We start from the raw sequence: 14,942 nt of genomic DNA on the forward strand, positions 1-14,942 counted from the left end.
ATCATTTAGCCACGGCTGAGTGCTGCCCGGTTTATGTGCGGTGCGGAAATGAGCGGATGTTTTGCTTCCAGGTTCGGGCACTAGGCGTCTGCCGGCTGTTGGAAGGGGCAATCCTAGCGAGGCCTGATCGCGCGTGGGTCGCGTGGCAACGCACGCGTTGCCCAAGGCCAAAGACGCAAAAGCGCGGCTCATATGAATCAGAGGAATTCCATGGCTAAAATGTTTGCACTGCTTTCAGCGACTGTGATCACCGGAATAGCGATCTCCACGGCCCAGGCGGGGCCAACGCTTGACAACATCAAATCGAAAAGGGTGATCAGCATTGGTTACCGCGAGGCTTCGATACCTTTTTCCTATCTCGGCGCCGATCAGAAGCCTGTTGGTTTTTCGCTCGACCTTTGCGCGCACGTCGTCGACCGTCTGAAAGTTGATCTTGGCACTCCGGACATTCAGACGAAGCTCACGCCCGTCAACTCGTCAAACCGGATCCCACTTATCCAGAATGGCACGATCGACATCGAGTGCGGTGGCACTGCCAGCAGTAAGCAGCGTCTGGAACAGGTGTCATTCAGCGTTGCAACCTTCGCCAGTCAAACGGCTTGGCTCGCAAAGGCGTCAAGCGGGCTCAAGACACCGAAAGACCTGAAGGGAAAGACCGTTGTCGTAACTCAGGGTTCCGATGCTCTCGGCATTGCCAAAGGCATTTCGCAGGGAGACGACCTCAATCTTACTATCGCGCAAGCCAAAGATCATGCGGAATCATTACTGCTGCTTACGACCGGCCGTGTGGCGGCGTGGGTGGAAGCTGACATTCTCTTGGCCGGCATGAAGGCGGATTATTCGAAACCAGCTGACCTCATCTTTCTAAAAGCTAACTACGGTACCGTTTATTACTATGGTCTGATGTTCTCGAAGGACGATCCCGACTTCAAAAGGATAGTTGACGACGTTCTCTCCAAACTCATGGCCTCCGGCGAGTTCATCAAAATCTACGACAAATGGTTCGTAGCTGCGATCCCGCCGAAAAACATCAATCTGAATTTCCCAATGACCGATGCGCTTAAAGAGCGCGTTGCCCACCCTAGTGATGTCGTCAATTACTGAGCTTGCCCGCGACGACGCGAAGCCGTCACGGCGGTACGACGTCAACACCGGACCGACAGAATGGTCCAATGCTCGGTGCGATCGTGAATGCAGACGCAAGCAACTGTCGTCACCAAAAAGGAGCGCGAAATGAGAAGCGGAGCGGTTGGCTGGGAGTCGATGACAGACGCAGATCGACAAATCGCGCAATGGGTCGAGGAGACGCCATTTGTGGACACCCATGAACATCTGATCGAGGAAAGTCAGCGCCTTTCCGGAGCGATCCATCCACGAACATTACCATGCAACGACTGGGCCTATCTATTCAGATCCTATGCTGCCGAGGATCTGGTGGTTGCAGGCCTGCCAGCTTCCGACCTACGAGCGTTTCTCGGGCCGGACCTTACGAGCCAGGAAAAATATCGGCTGATCGCCCCCTATTGGGAACGCATCCGCCATACCGGCTACGCCCAGGCGCTGCGCCATACGTTTCGTGGCGTTTACGGTGAAGAGGACCTGACCGCCGAAAGCCTGCCCCGCATCGCCGAGAAATACCGTGAAACCGTTCAGCCGGGTTTTTACGCACGCATTCTGGACCTGGCAAACATCAAAGGCTGCCACGTCAATTCGCTACAGCGCATCTTTATGGAGACCGAGCAGCCGGATTTGCTCGACCACGACATAAGCATCCTTCAATTGTGCCGGTGTAGTGCTGCTGACTTTGCGTGGGTGGAAGCCGAAACGGGTAGACGCCCGACGACGCTCGATGAATGGCTCGAGGTTGTCGACTTCTATTTCGCAACATACGGCCGCAAAGCCGTGGCTGTGAAATCGCAAATTGCCTACTCGCGCGCCCTCGATTTCGAGCCGGTCACCAAGGCGCATGCCGCAAGACTATTCCCCCACCATGCCGACAGAGTAGGCGCATTGCACGCCCTTGGTCCTGGGGACCTCAAGGCGCTGCAAGACTATCTATTTCGCTATTGCGTCGGCAAAGCTGGCGAGTACGGCTTGCCGGTCAAACTGCACACAGGCGTGTTGGCTGGCTACGGCGTGATGCAACTCGCCCGCACTCGCAGCAATGCCGCAGACGTTTGCCGTCTGCTGCAGGATTTTCCCGAAACCCGATTCGTACTCATGCACATCGGCTACCCATACGAGCACGAGTTTATCGCGCTGGCCAAACATTATCCTAACGCTGCGATCGACATGTGCTGGGCATGGATCATTAATCCGGTGGCGGGCGTTCGCTTTTTGAAGGAGTTCTTGATGGCGGTTCCGTCCAACAAGATCTTCACCTTCGGCGGTGACTATGTTGCTGTCGAGCCCATTTATGGCCATGCGTGCGTAGCGCGCCGTGGAATCGCACGAGCTGTCTCGCAATTGGTCGCCGAAGGCTGGATCGAGCTTGAGGACACCCGTGACCTGATTGACCGGATCATGCGCGGCAACGCACTTCAGTTCTTTCGGAAAGCGCATCGGGAGGATACGACGCAGCCGTGAACGCGGACAACCGCCTTGAGGTTTGTCGACGTCCAAGACCGTCAATGATACGAAGGCGGTCGGCGCGCCCACGGCATCGAGCATGCTTAAGCGGCCGGTGCCGCTTTCCCGTGATTGGCGCCTCGATGCCCGGAGAGTTAAGCGAGTAAAGAAGACCGGAGCCGACACCTATCGAATCTTCCATGCCTTCATGCCGTTGGACAATTCTCTTCGCCCGCGCCTGGATCTAGTGGTGAATTCGCCTCAGGGTTGGAGCTATTATGCAATGCCATACGATCGGATAGACGCTCGCATCCTCGAAATGGTGCAAAAGAACAATCGTCTGACCTCCGAGGTGATCGGCGAAATAGCGGGGCTTTCTGCAACCGCGTGCCAACGCCGGTTGAAGAGGCTGCGCTCGGAAGGCATCATCGAGGCAGATATCTCGATCGTTTCGCCGAAGGCCGTTGGAAGACCCATCCAGATGCTTGTACTTGTGACTATGGAGCGGGAGCGTTGTGATATCATTGATAGGTTTAAGAAGGCCATCAAATCGTCAGCTGAAGTCGTCAATGGCTTCTACGTTACCGGTGATGCTGACTTTATTCTATACGTGACCGCGCGTACCATGGAGGACTACGAGCAATTCACCAGAAGCTTCTTCTACAAGAATCCGGACATCAAATGCTTCAAGACGCTGGTCGTTATGGATCGGGTAAAGGCTGGCTTTGCTGTTCCCGTTGAGGTGCCTGCCTGTGATAGACCAACCAATCGTTGATTGGGTGTTTCGATCCAGCAGATCCACTAACAATTGCGCACAGCCGGCGTCTCACTCAGAGGAGGTCCGAGCCATCTTTGCTATCTCCGAATTCCATGCGTTTCCAGTCAGTGTAACTATAGGCTCCTGACCAATGATGGACGGGCTTCCCGCAACGCATGCAGACAAAAAGGCCCGAGCTCTTCAAAGGAGCGGATGCCGGCTCCTGAACCGCAGAATAACTGGTGCCGCAGCCCTGGCATGAAAAATAGACGATCATCGGTCTTCCTGGGTGGATCCACGCGCCCTAGGCTGCGTGGTCGGCATGATGCCAGAGCTCGATGCTCTTGAGGCTCAGATCACCATAGAACCGCTTCGATGCCCGACGGAAGCAGTTCCTAGCGGCCTCCAGATCAGTTGCACCCCGCCGCTATATGGTGGGACGGGTAGCGCCACTGACGGCATAGGTCCAGAACGCCGGACTGCGCTCAGTCGCCAACCTGATCCGGCGGCCCTCCGGTCTTCGTGGATCACCACGAACTCATTTTCGATCGGGCGCCGGCCATTCGGTGAGAGGGAGCAAAGCACATACGATCGATGATCGCGGCAGTGGCACGCGGAGAGAAGCTGTAGAGATGGGTCTAGGTTATCAAGTGGACTGCCATGAACGAGTCAATTCGCCAAACGCTATCCTGGCCGGCCTTGGTGGCGTCGGTGGTTTTGCCGAACTCACCACCGTTTCGCGCGACGGCGTCACTCAGCGCATCATCGATCGCTGGCCAGGGGACGAAATCGGCGGACCGCTGCATCCTGTTCCGAACGACTGGACCGCTTGGCGTCGGCTGAATCCTGCGCCTAGATAGAGTCGATTGAAACGCAAAATAGCTGAGCGCAGGGCGCATAAGATGGCGCTTTCATTCTGACGTCAGCTCTCTGATTGCGTCTCGGCCTTAATCGCGCTACGTTTTGCGAATGACGAAAGAAGCCGTCGAACTAGCGCTGAATCAGTCGTGGTCGACGTTGCTCTTGGTCGCTTGTGGTTACGTCGCATACTATATTGCGAACGTTGGAATTAGAGATCACCACAAGCCGGCCGACGTCACCTTTTCGATCTTAGTTTTTGCTTTCGTCTCCGCTTTTGCATTCTATTCTGGCCGGTGGGTTCTCAATCTTTCCCTGGTAGTCTCATCAGGCATCACGTTCCTTTTTGCGCTGGCTGCTGGCGCCTCGTGGAGAGTGCTCGGGCGGCCTCGCTTTGAACGCATGCTGCGAGCAACGCGCATCAGTCATTCGGACGATCTACCAAGCGCTTGGATGGCACTTCATGGAGAACGATGTGTGGCGACTCAACTAGTCGTTCAGTTGAAGGATGGGACTTGGCTGATGTGCGACAACCTTTCGAGATTTCAGGCGAGCCCGAATGGTCCCTGCGTATTGGGCGCAAAAGGCGATATCTTAATGTATGTCACCGACAAACTTACCGACAAACAAAGCAAACGCGGCGTAGGGTTCGTTCCAGTAGCAGATCCCATTGACGCAAGTTGGGGGCACGAGATTACGTAGTCGTCCGTTAAGAAGCCGATTGCAGCGGTGAACGGTCGCTGATGGCTGCGATGAGGGTGGCCAGGAAGAGGCGCCAAAGACCCCTCAGCCAGGCGAGGATGCGGCGGAAGTTGTGGCCGACGGCTGAGAGGATGACGTTGGCGGCGTCTCCGGCGCGGCCTTTGAGGTAGCAGCGGCCGAGGTGACCATCGGTCTTCAGGTGTCCGATGATGGGTTCGATGGCGGAGCGGCGGCGCAGCTCGCGCCTGATGATACCGAAGACCCCGCGCTTCTGGCCGGAGATGAAGACACGGCGCGGGTTCTGTGCGTCGTGGCCGCGATATCCCTTGTCGGCATAGGCCCGCTCGATCGCGCAGCCGGTGAGTGTCTCGGTGCGGTCGATGACGTCGCGCAAGGTATGACCGTCGTAGGGGTTATCGGGCAGCGCCCTGGCGTGCAGCACGAACAGGCCACCGGGAGCACGGCGGTTGTTGGTGACGATGGAGGCTTTGACACCGAACTCGTAAGGCGCGGCTGCTTTGCCCTTGCCGATGCACTCCACCTCCGGGGCGTGGAAGGAATAGAGCTTCCAGCCGCGCTGGCGCTGCTGCTGCGAGCGGATCTGCGAGGCCCGGCCGAGCGGGAGGGCGAACGCGTTCTCGAGCACGGCCTGACCTTCGATCTTGCGGCGGATATCGCGGATGATCCGGCCCAGCCGGCTGCGCAGGATACGCAACTGCCGCTGATGCCGCTTGAATTGCTTGGCATGGGCGTAGCGTCCCGCCATCATGGCCGCGGTCTTGGCAATGCGAAGATAGGACTGCCGCAGCCTGACCCCGTGCTTCCTCGCCAGGCGGTTGAGCCCCCTGATCGCCGCGTGCAGCAGCTTGGCATCGGTCGGGAAGGCGATGGCCTTCGGCTGCACGGTGGTATCGACCGTGACCCGCTTGAGGTCCTGGCTGCGTAACGCGCCGGCCTCGTGCGCCACCCGCAGGCTCTCGGCCAGCAACAGCTCCAGCTTGTCGCCGAGCCGCTTGCGCCAGTGGCTCAGGTCCGAGCGCTCGTGCGGAAACGCGTGCTGAAAGAACTCTTCGCCGGTGAAGTACTGGAAATACGGGTCGTGGACCCAGCGCTCGCACACCCCCTCATCGGACAGGCCGTAAATCTGCTTGAGCAGCAGCAGCCCGATCACGAAGCGGGTCGCGATCCCCGGCCGACCGTTCTCGCTGTAGAGCGGCGCGATCTCGCCGTCGATCCAGTCCCAATCGACCTTGCCGGCGAGCTGAACCAGCTCGTGCTTCATGTTGATGATCTGGTCCAGCCTGGCCCGGAACAGATCGCCAGATCCCGTCGTCCTTTGCTTCTTCGGTCGCATCGTCACCTCCGACGCGACCACGGAATCATGACTGGCGATTCGACTGAATCCTGAAAATGAAATTGCAAGGTTCCGAGGCTCGAAACATCAAAACCTTGCAATCCAAAAACAGTCCACACCAGCAAATGCGATTCTGCCTCAATCGCTTAGCCGATCTTCACGGACGACTACGTATATTCCCGCCGATCAAATCGCGAGAGTAGATCTCCGTCGCCGGATTTAAATCGAATTACTTCTTTGGCTTCGGCGGTGGTGAACTAGGAATCGTATCGGTCGTCGGAATATAATTTCCGTCTACCCCATGACCCGGATGCTGCTGGTTTGGCAGCGTCGCGGGTCTGTAGTTTTTGATGACTTCGGGAGTATAATTTTGGTTGACGGGCTGCGAACCGTCTTTTTCGTCGGACATGGTAATGGCTCCATTCAATACACGTTACTTTATGAGCTGTCTCTCGAGGTTGCAAGCCGATCTTAGCTAGCGCTATGCGATAGTCCCTATGGCCCTGAGGCGGAACGGTTGCTCCAATAGCTGAGTCACACATTCTGTCTTTGATCCGAATTAAAGCTCGATGCTCCGTAGTCGACAATGATCCATTTGTTCATCGTTACGGTCCGTCCCATCTCCCTTTCGGTGGCGGCGCGAGTTGCTTCCAATGCTGCTTTCGCCGCCTCGATATTCGCGAAGGTGCCTTCAAGAGTGGTGTTCGGTAGGCGATACCAGATGTTGTTGGTGGCGAGTATCCAAAGTTTCCAATTGTGGGCCGCGGCTTGCTTGAGAAACGTGGAATGTGGATCTGGGCTAGTTTCTTTTATATCGTAAGATGCCAGGTATGTTGGCACGCAATGCCCCCTTAGTTAGCTAGCGGTCCGTGTCTAAAATGAAAATTCGTTATCATCGGTGGATGTGCACTGATAGATTAGCAGGTGGCGGAATGGCGGAATCCGCGCCCACGGCTTCGCCCCAATAGCATTTGGAACAGGAGCGCAGCTCTATATCAACTCACATGTTCCGTGCCGCGATTCAATTCACGATTGATGCGATCCTTGACCCGACGAACCGCAAGAAGCTCCAACCTCGTTCGGGTTCGGCCACTGATCGTCTTGCCATCGAGTTGGAAACTGTAGCGCCACTCGCCCGGCAATACTTCTCGAATGCTGAATTGCACACCTCTATGCTGCATAAATAGTTTCAATCCCGATACACCATGGCCCCCCAGCGCCGTCGTCGTCGAGCTCCAGATTGATCTATGATTCCGTCAATGCTGAAAGCGTTGACCCGATACCGAAGTGAGAGCTGGCCCCGCAAATTCGGACAGTAGCTTGAGTGGATTTTCTGCCTGACAGCGGCGAGGATTCTTGCTGCGAATCAGGAGCGAAGATGACGAAGAAGAGCCGCCGGACGCATTCTCCGGCATTCAAGGCGAAGGTTGCTTTGGCTGCGGTCAAAGGAGACAAGACACTGGCGGAGCTGGCGCAACTGTTTGATGTTCATCCGAACCAGATCACGATCTGGAAAAACCAGCTCCTGGAAGGCGCCGCCGGCGTGTTTGGGCATGACAAGACATCGGCCGAGACGCCGGTCGATTTGAAGGCGTTGCATGCCAAGATCGGCGAGCTGGCGTTGGAAAACGATTTTTTGTCCGGCGCGCTCACCAAGGCGGGCCTGCTGAGCGCAAAGCGATGATCGACCGCGGTCATGATCTTTCTATCGTGCGCCAGGCGAAGGTCCTGAAGCTGGCTCGCAGCACGGTCTACTATGAACCTCGGCCAGTTTCGGCCGAGGACCTTGCCTTGATGCGTCGGCTCGATGAGCTGCATCTCGATTATCCCTTCGCGGGAGCGCGTATGCTGCGATCGTTGCTGCGGCGGGAGGGGGTATACGCCGGTCGCCGCCACATCGCGACGCTGATGAAGCGCATGGGGATCGAGGCGGTCTATCGTCGCCCGAACACGAGCAAGCCGGCTCCGGGTCACAAGATCTACCCGTACCTGTTGCGCGGATTGAAGATCGAGCGGCCCGACCATGCGTGGGCAATGGACATCACCTACATTCCGATGCGGCGTGGCTTCGTCTATCTCGCGGCGGTCGTCGATGTGTTCAGCCGACGGGTCCTGGCCCATCGCGTCTCGATCACAATGGAGGCGGCCTTCTGCGTCGAAGCGGTCCAGGAGGCGTTGGCGAAGCACGGCAGGCCCGCGATTTTCAACACGGACCAGGGCAGCCAGTTCACCAGCCTCGAGTTCACCGATGTGCTGCTGGACGCGAAGATCGCCATCAGCATGGATGGCAAGGGCGCCTGGCGCGACAACGTGTTTGTCGAGCGGCTCTGGCGCACGGTCAAATACGAAGAAGTTTATCTCCGCGCCTACGACAGCGTGTCCGAGGCGCGAGCGTCAATTGCCAAGTATCTGGCCTTCTACAATCAGGGACGCCCTCACTCGAGCCTTGACGGGCGCACGCCCGACGAGGCTTACTTCGGCACGCAAGCTATGGTGATGGCCGCATGACCGTCGCCGACGATTTTGTCGTCGCTCTGGTCGGGCTACGCCCTCCCGACGCAACGACAAAATCGTAAAGCCCCGCGTTCAGCATAACCCGGCAGGAATCCACTTAAATCCAGCGGGGCGCTGTCCAAACAACCGGGGCCAGCTCTGTGAGCCGCCGATCCATAGGACCGGCGGCCAAGTCAAGGGAGGAAACGCCCGTTAGGGCAGCGGTAGGAGAGTATACCGCTTAGGCACCGCCAATCTCCTGGCGGATCTCGCAAAACAAATTTGCAATTTGGCTAAAAGATGATCCTGATTCACCGAATGCAGGTGATGCGAAGAGGTCTACGCGTGCTGGCTTCAAGTAATTCAATTCAGCCTGTAGCAAAAGAAAAAGTTGCGTACGTGGCGTACCAACTGAGCTCTTTCCGCTCTTCGGTTACATCTTCAACAAGTCGAAGCTGTTTCGTCGTTTTACAGGGCTAGATTCGAAAGGCGCGCAGCCTGCCATTCGTAACCGGTATGAGCTCCCACGTCGGCGGTGATTAGCGTGCGTAGCGGATCGGCATCCAGTATTGGCGCATGGCCTCGACGGCTGCGGGAATATCGAGGTGGGCGTTGCGCAGAGAGTCTCGGGTCTCGCGGCCGGTCCGTGGCGGTCCGAGCAGCGGACCGGCCTGATCGTCGCGACAGTGAAGCAGAATAGGCAGCAGCAGGCGGTGATTGACGTTGCTGGCGTCCAGCAATGGCGCCCACGCCGACAGCCTGAGCCGCATCGCGGCGTAGAATCCCTGGCACCATGGTCGCGGATCGACGACGCCGTTGGGTTGACGCCGGTGCATCGGGGCGAACTGGTTAGGCGTGGTGGAAAGGATCTGGCTGATCTCGTTATGACGCAGCGCGACGGCGGAGATCGCAGCGAACTCCGGGGTGCCGCCGTGGTTGAAGGCATCGGCATCGATGGCAAGCAGTGGGCATATCCAATCGAGCGGGCTCATCGACACCGGTCCGGCCACGATCGCGGCGACGTAGCCGTCGAGCATGGGGAGACCGGTGGCGGCAGGATGCTGATCGACGCGAGCCTGGAGCCATTGCTCGAGCTCCGCAAGCGGCATGGCGGCGGCCGCCATCGACGATGAAGCTTTAGGGCGACGTGGGCTCATGCTGCAGCCTGTGCGATGCGCTCACGGGCCGCCTTCCAGTTCCAGACGAGCAGCTCGTGGAGCTGGTGGCTCTTGGTTCGCCCGGAGACAATCCGCTCCAGCACGTCCGTCAGATAGATCTGAGGATCGAGTTCATGGAGTTTTGCCGTTTATGCCGACCGCCGAACTATGCCGAATGGTTTTGGGAAGAGCCCGTCGTTCGCGCGGATTTGCCGCTGGTCGAGCGATCGTCGTCCTGCTTCCATTCGGCATAGTCTGGCATCTTACAGCGCCTCAAGGAAGGCGAGCAGGCGGTCGCTCGGCTGGAAGCGGGTTCGCTTGCGGTGTGCGTACGGCTTGAGCTTAGCGAGGGCCGCTTCTTTGAGTGCGAGATGGGCATGCAGGTAGGTCTGCGTCGTTTCGATCGACTCATGACCGAGCCACAGCGCAATTACCGAGCAATCGACGCCCGCTTCCAGCAGCTCCATCGCAGCGCTGTGCCTGAGCACGTGCGGCGATACCCGCTTGGACGCCAGTGACGGACAGCTCTCGCTGGCGACACGCACATGCTTGGCCAGGAGCGATTGGACGCTGTCGGCGCTGAGCCGACCACCGTGCATGTTGGGGAACAGCGCGTTTGCGCCGTGGCGCGCCGGTTCCTTGAGCCATGCCTGGAGGGCGCCGCGCGCGTGCGCGGTTAGTGGCGTGCATCGCTCCTTTCGACCCTTTCCGACGCATCGCACATGCGCGCCGGTGCCGAGGTGGACGGCACCCCTGTCGAGGCTGATCAGCTCGGACGGGCGCAAGCCGGTCTGGGCCGCAAGCAGCAGCAAGGTATAATCGCGACGTCCGAGCCAAGTCGTGCGATTAGGAGCGGCAAGAATCGCCTTGATCTCGGACCGTGCCAGGAAATGCACCTGGCGCTTGTCGTGACGCTTGCTTGGAATCGCCAAGATGCGCTGGATCAGGGCGCTGTGAGCCGGCTCCTCGAAAGACACGAACCGGAAAAAGGAGCGAATCGCTGTCAGACGCAGGTTGCGCGTCCTGACGCTGGCGTCCCGCTTCGTCTCGAGATCAGCGAGAAACGCGCTGATAAAGGGCATGTTTAGATCGTCGAGGGCCAAGGCCGACGGCGGCTTGCGGAGCTGCGCCTGTGCGAACGTGAACAGCAGCCGGAACGTGTCTCGATAGGATGCGATCGTGTTGGCGCTGACATTGCGCTCGTGCATGAGCCGCACGGTGAAGTAACGCTCGATGAGCGCGGCGAGGTTGCTGCTTGGCTTCATGGCTTGACCTCCCAGCGCCGGTCGAGACGGCGGGCGGCCCCTTCCATCAGCTCCGGACAGGCCGAAAGATACCAATAGGTGTCGCGCACGCAGGTGTGGCCGAGATAGGTGGAAAGCGCCGGAAGCTGCTGCTCGACATCGGTCCCGTCGCGATACCAGCCGAGAAGTGTGCGGACGGCGAAGCGATGCCGGAAATCGTGTATGCGTGGCCCGCTATGGTCGCCCGGGCGCCGTAGGCCGATCTCGCGGGACAAGCACAAGAAAACACGGTGAACATACTGGTGCCGCAATCGGCCACCGCGCTCGGCCAAGAAGAAGTGCGTACCGCAGCACGACCCGAGGTGAGCATCTCGCCGTTTGGCGTAGCTGCGGAGAGCTGCACGGGTCGTCGGATGCAAGGGCACGAGGCGTGATTTGCCGAACTTGCTCTCTCGAACTGTGAGCAAGCCTTCCTTGAGATCGACATCGGCACGCTCAAGCCCGATCGCCTCGGACAGACGTATGCCCGTCACTGCGATCAGCCCGAACAGGTAATGATAAGTCCAGCGCCGCAGTCCGTTTGCGGGAGGCAGGGCACGTGCCGCCTTCAATAACGCCTCGATCTCCGCATCGCTGTAGACGTAGGGCTTGGCACGCTTCAGGGGTGGCAAGATCCCGGCGCGTGGCACCTCCGTCCCGGGATCGATGTTCGCGACATGGCGCGCGAAACCGCGTACATCGATCAATCGCAAGACCCAGGATGCGTGACGATCGGGTGGCAGAGTCGCCCAGGCGACGGCGAGCTTCGTGGTGATGGTCACGGCCTTGCGCTCCTCCATGAAGGAGACGAAATTGGCGAGCCGCCGGGCCTGCTGCTGATACTTGTATCCAAGCCCTTGGCGCATGCTCACATATTGCTCGAGTGCGGATCGCAGAGTGGTCATTGCGCGCCTCCCGGCCACGGCAGGCTCAATGTGCGGAGTCTCTGGATATCCACCTTCGCATAGATGCGCGTGGTGTCATGGCTCTCGTGTCGCAGCAACTGGCCGATCTCTGACAAGGTGGCGCCGGATCGGAGAAGCTCGGTAGCAAGGCTGTGTCGGAAGATGTGGGCGCCGTGGTGGGCGTAGCCACGGACGCCGGCGCGCTCCAGGGCGGTCTTGGCGATCACCGTAATCGCGCAACCGGATGCAAAGCCGACGTGAGGCGCCGGCGTGCGCAGAAACAGCCGGCGACACGACGACGTCGAACGGCGATCCCGCAGGTAGGCAACGATGGCCGCACCGACGTCTGGAGGCATCGGCATTCGCGCTCGCTGCCGACCCTTGGCGCGAATCAGCATCTCGCCGGATCGCCAGTCGATATCATCCAGGGTGAGGGTCGCGACCTCGCCAGCCCGTAAACCGAGCTTCGCCAGCAGCATCAGGATGGCATAATCCCGCCGTCCCATCGTGGTGGCCCGATCGCAACCATCGAGGACCTTCTGGACCTGCGCGGCGGACAGATAGGTCGGCAGGCTTGCGAGCTTCCATTGCCTGACCGACGGTACGCAATCCGCCAGTGCAAGCCGAGTCACCCCCTTATGATGGAAGTATCGGAGAAATGCGCGCAGCGACCAGCACATCCGCTTCCCGGATTCCGCGCTCCCATCCCGGGCGTGGCGCTCGATGTAGCGGGTGACGCCCTCCCGGCTGATGTTGCCGAGATCGCGGGCACCAGCAGGGCATACCTCACGCAGGAAGCGGCGAATGGATGGCAGGTGGCAGATGATGGACCTCGGCGCCAGCCCGCGTTCCTGTCGCAGATAATCACTAAACCCCTCGAATATCTGGTGCTCCGGGGTGGTCGGCGGCAGTGGCGCAGGTGCAATCATGCCCGCCTCGCGCAACACCGATAGCAACCGCTTCAGCGCCGCCCGGTCGCCCGCCTGGATGCACAGCTTCCGCGCTCGGTACTTAAGGTACCGTTCGGTCACACGCTCATCGAGATCAGTCAGCTTCAGACCTGACCGGCAGCGCCGTGTTGGGCGCAACGATCGGCAATATACTCGAATTCTACGACTCGGGACTTATAGCTTTTTCGCTATCCAGATCGGTCCACTCGCCGCACGTCCATCTTGATGCGGCCGGTCTGCGCGCCGGTTTTTCACATTGACATGAAGCATGCACGATGAGCCTCATGACAACGTGTGCAATAAAAATGCCCGCCTCTTGCAGCCCCATTCAGGCATTGAACTGATCGCGGCAATCGTCAGCGAAAGATAGAGAAAGACGCCCAATGCGGCAGCGGGGGCGGACGGTCGTTGCACCTTCGCGTGCAATGTCGCGCTTGTGGCAACATCGGCGGGGGCGGAACAAGTTGCGCCTTCTTTCACACAGAAGTGCCGCCGCGCGGGCGGCTTTGTTTTTTATTCGACCTTATCGCGTCTCGGGCTTTCTGCGCCGTGACCATGTTAGCGAACGCCTGTTAATTGGCTACGCTGGCGTCTGGCTTCTGACAACTGCTGTTGGTCAAGGCTTCGCAATCTGCATGCGATTTGTCGTCAGGAGCACTATCAAATGAAGGTATTGTAGATCGCCTTTCTGAAAGCCGCGATGATGCGAGTGTTCGGACACTGGGTTAGGCGAAGCCCTTCAACTCGCCTGATAGTCGTTTTGCCCTGCATTCCTTGATCGCAGTGGCGAACGCATCTGCTGGCGCTTGCAGTGGGTTGGCTTATGCGGGGATGGCTTGTCGATCGGGTTGCGGCCCGGGTCTCACTGCGACAGGCGGCGGCGCGGCCGCGACGTTGCTGGCCCATCAGTAGAGCAGCACAGTGGGCCGGTGATAACGGGGCAGAATTCTCTTGGATCAAGATGTCCACGAAGCTATCGGGGAAGACAAGCTATCTGCCTGCGAACCAGTTTCGCGAAGCGCTCCGCACGGAGACAGCGTACCGTGATGCATATAGATTGCACCCGAAGCCAACTTCGCGACGACGCCCGGCGTCTTTATGTTGTCCCGCTGATCGCTTGCCCCGCAGGATGCTGTCGAACTCCCACATCAGCGATCAATGATCCCGCGCTCAGCGGCCATCCGGCGAGCGCCAGCTTCCAGATACAGACGCGCGGCGCGAATGCGCTTGGTCCTGTCCGGATCACTCTTGCTGAGCAGTCGCTCTAGCCGCACTCTCCGCCACGCTTCGACGCGGCGCAGTCGAAGCACCGTTGATGGCGGCTCAATGTGCCGGCCTACTGTCCTTGCGGCAACGTCTCACTCCCTCATTGGTTGTAAGGCTAGCCAAATTCATGCGCTCCGCCTAGCCGGTCACGATACGGTCTACGTCTCGCGACTGCCACTTCCAGACGTCCGCTTTTCAAGCACGGCCGCGAGAATGGTTTCTGCCCCCTGAAGGCGCGTTCAGGGTGGCCCAGGAACCCTCAAGCCACGGCGTGACGTCCGAGGTCGGTGGTCTCCAGCACGTTGTAGTCGGTCTTTCCCTCACGTCATATCTGAACGGACATGCTGTAGAAGCGCTGCGGAATTCCTTCCGGAGCCGCAAGCGACATGTCGGCAATGGCGCGCGCGATACGTTATTGCCGTCTTCACAGGGATGGATCGTCACGAACCACAGACGCGCGATTGCGGCCTTGATGAGCGGATCGATTTTCCCTTCGGTGTTGTACCAATCGAGAAAGGCAGTTATGTCGGTGTCGATCTTTTCAGCGATCGATGCTTCGTAGTGACGAGTTCTCGCCCGTGGTCGCCGTAGACGACCTGCATCGGTCCTGCTGAGGCATCGCGCGCACACCGCCGAAGGTCGTGAATGT

General features: G+C 59.0%; 14 protein-coding genes and 1 pseudogene. 6 read left to right on the forward strand and 9 right to left on the reverse strand.

Annotation, left to right across the window (positions count from 1 at the left end):
* Nucleotides 1-210 precede the first annotated feature (210 nt).
* The 5 genes from ACE10X_RS09940 (at nucleotide 211) to ACE10X_RS09960 (ending at nucleotide 4,885) form a co-directional block, all read left to right on the forward strand.
* Entirely contained in the window at nucleotides 211-1,104 is an 894-nt protein-coding gene (locus ACE10X_RS09940; protein ID WP_028343737.1) for an amino acid ABC transporter substrate-binding protein, read from the forward strand.
* A gap of 87 nt (nucleotides 1,105-1,191) precedes the next feature.
* Nucleotides 1,192-2,586 (forward strand): amidohydrolase family protein, encoded by a 1,395-nt coding sequence (locus tag ACE10X_RS09945; RefSeq protein WP_028343736.1) that lies wholly within the window; start codon nucleotides 1,192-1,194, stop codon nucleotides 2,584-2,586.
* A gap of 265 nt (nucleotides 2,587-2,851) precedes the next feature.
* Nucleotides 2,852-3,343 carry an Lrp/AsnC family transcriptional regulator gene (locus tag ACE10X_RS09950; RefSeq protein WP_026192338.1) on the forward strand — a complete coding sequence of 164 codons (492 nt, stop codon included), beginning with the start codon at nucleotides 2,852-2,854 and terminating at the stop codon, nucleotides 3,341-3,343.
* A 614-nt stretch (nucleotides 3,344-3,957) separates the two neighbouring features.
* The gene (locus ACE10X_RS09955) at nucleotides 3,958-4,185 is read left to right on the forward strand and encodes a hypothetical protein (RefSeq protein WP_155258721.1); all 228 of its coding nucleotides are present in this window, start codon (nucleotides 3,958-3,960) and stop codon (nucleotides 4,183-4,185) included.
* Nucleotides 4,186-4,294: 109 nt separating this feature from the next.
* Complete coding sequence (locus ACE10X_RS09960; RefSeq protein ID WP_051448095.1) at nucleotides 4,295-4,885, forward strand: hypothetical protein; 591 nt, start codon at nucleotides 4,295-4,297, stop codon at nucleotides 4,883-4,885.
* 7 nt (nucleotides 4,886-4,892) lie between these two features.
* On the opposite strand, the gene ACE10X_RS09965 is transcribed toward ACE10X_RS09960, so the two are convergent.
* The 3 genes from ACE10X_RS09965 to ACE10X_RS09975 form a co-directional block, all read right to left on the reverse strand.
* Complete coding sequence (locus ACE10X_RS09965) at nucleotides 4,893-6,239, reverse strand: IS5 family transposase (RefSeq protein WP_026191834.1); 1,347 nt, start codon at nucleotides 6,237-6,239, stop codon at nucleotides 4,893-4,895.
* Nucleotides 6,240-6,468: 229 nt separating this feature from the next.
* A complete protein-coding gene (locus tag ACE10X_RS09970; protein WP_141382075.1) occupies nucleotides 6,469-6,648 on the reverse strand; it encodes a hypothetical protein in 180 nt (59 codons plus the stop codon).
* A 125-nt stretch (nucleotides 6,649-6,773) separates the two neighbouring features.
* On the reverse strand, nucleotides 6,774-7,079 hold the full coding sequence (locus ACE10X_RS09975) for a hypothetical protein (protein ID WP_129964851.1): 306 nt from the start codon (nucleotides 7,077-7,079) through the stop codon (nucleotides 6,774-6,776).
* Nucleotides 7,080-7,617: 538 nt separating this feature from the next.
* On the opposite strand from ACE10X_RS09975, the gene ACE10X_RS09980 reads away from it, so the two are divergent.
* A protein-coding gene (locus tag ACE10X_RS09980; protein ID WP_109866565.1) for an IS3-like element ISRj2 family transposase occupies nucleotides 7,618-8,747 on the forward strand; the annotation gives its coding sequence in 2 pieces (ribosomal slippage) (nucleotides 7,618-7,870 and nucleotides 7,870-8,747; 1,131 coding nt in all).
* Between the two features lie 524 nt (nucleotides 8,748-9,271).
* On the opposite strand, the gene ACE10X_RS09985 is transcribed toward ACE10X_RS09980, so the two are convergent.
* The 6 genes and pseudogenes from ACE10X_RS09985 to ACE10X_RS10010 all read right to left on the reverse strand — a co-directional run bounded on the left by ACE10X_RS09985 (nucleotide 9,272) and on the right by ACE10X_RS10010 (nucleotide 14,923).
* Nucleotides 9,272-9,856, reverse strand: a complete 585-nt coding sequence (locus ACE10X_RS09985) for a UPF0149 family protein (protein ID WP_028344409.1) — start codon at nucleotides 9,854-9,856, stop codon at nucleotides 9,272-9,274.
* Nucleotides 9,857-9,885: 29 nt separating this feature from the next.
* Nucleotides 9,886-10,038: pseudogene (locus tag ACE10X_RS09990) on the reverse strand (transposase domain-containing protein); the annotation flags it as partial.
* 114 nt (nucleotides 10,039-10,152) lie between these two features.
* The gene (locus ACE10X_RS09995) at nucleotides 10,153-11,154 is read right to left on the reverse strand and encodes a tyrosine-type recombinase/integrase (RefSeq protein ID WP_018269999.1); all 1,002 of its coding nucleotides are present in this window, start codon (nucleotides 11,152-11,154) and stop codon (nucleotides 10,153-10,155) included.
* Entirely contained in the window at nucleotides 11,151-12,077 is a 927-nt protein-coding gene (locus tag ACE10X_RS10000; RefSeq protein ID WP_209943998.1) for a tyrosine-type recombinase/integrase, read from the reverse strand. The genes ACE10X_RS09995 and ACE10X_RS10000 overlap by 4 nt, the downstream gene beginning before the upstream one ends.
* Complete coding sequence (locus ACE10X_RS10005; protein WP_253592551.1) at nucleotides 12,074-13,108, reverse strand: site-specific integrase; 1,035 nt, start codon at nucleotides 13,106-13,108, stop codon at nucleotides 12,074-12,076. Before ACE10X_RS10005 ends, ACE10X_RS10000 begins: the two co-directional genes overlap by 4 nt.
* Before the next feature lie 1,380 nt (nucleotides 13,109-14,488).
* Nucleotides 14,489-14,923 carry a Fic family protein gene (locus tag ACE10X_RS10010; RefSeq protein WP_253594817.1) on the reverse strand — a complete coding sequence of 145 codons (435 nt, stop codon included), beginning with the start codon at nucleotides 14,921-14,923 and terminating at the stop codon, nucleotides 14,489-14,491.
* Between the last annotated feature and the right edge of the window lie 19 nt (nucleotides 14,924-14,942).

It is taken from the genome of Bradyrhizobium sp. Pha-3, assembly GCF_042258325.1.
Classification (GTDB): domain Bacteria; phylum Pseudomonadota; class Alphaproteobacteria; order Rhizobiales; family Xanthobacteraceae; genus Bradyrhizobium; species Bradyrhizobium elkanii.

Bases quoted from the DNA above. Each gene is read 5' to 3' on its own strand.
- ACE10X_RS09940 (WP_028343737.1), top strand. From the start codon at position 211: ATGGCTAAAATGTTTGCACTGCTTTCAGCGACTGTGATCACCGGAATA.
- ACE10X_RS09945 (WP_028343736.1), top strand. From the start codon at position 1,192: ATGCAGACGCAAGCAACTGTCGTCACCAAAAAGGAGCGCGAAATGAGA.
- ACE10X_RS09950 (WP_026192338.1), top strand. From the start codon at position 2,852: ATGCCATACGATCGGATAGACGCTCGCATCCTCGAAATGGTGCAAAAG.
- ACE10X_RS09955 (WP_155258721.1), top strand. From the start codon at position 3,958: ATGGGTCTAGGTTATCAAGTGGACTGCCATGAACGAGTCAATTCGCCA.
- ACE10X_RS09960 (WP_051448095.1), top strand. From the start codon at position 4,295: ATGACGAAAGAAGCCGTCGAACTAGCGCTGAATCAGTCGTGGTCGACG.
- ACE10X_RS09965 (WP_026191834.1), bottom strand. From the start codon at position 6,239: ATGCGACCGAAGAAGCAAAGGACGACGGGATCTGGCGATCTGTTCCGG.
- ACE10X_RS09970 (WP_141382075.1), bottom strand. From the start codon at position 6,648: ATGTCCGACGAAAAAGACGGTTCGCAGCCCGTCAACCAAAATTATACT.
- ACE10X_RS09985 (WP_028344409.1), bottom strand. From the start codon at position 9,856: ATGGCGGCCGCCGCCATGCCGCTTGCGGAGCTCGAGCAATGGCTCCAG.
- ACE10X_RS09995 (WP_018269999.1), bottom strand. From the start codon at position 11,154: ATGAAGCCAAGCAGCAACCTCGCCGCGCTCATCGAGCGTTACTTCACC.
- ACE10X_RS10000 (WP_209943998.1), bottom strand. From the start codon at position 12,077: ATGACCACTCTGCGATCCGCACTCGAGCAATATGTGAGCATGCGCCAA.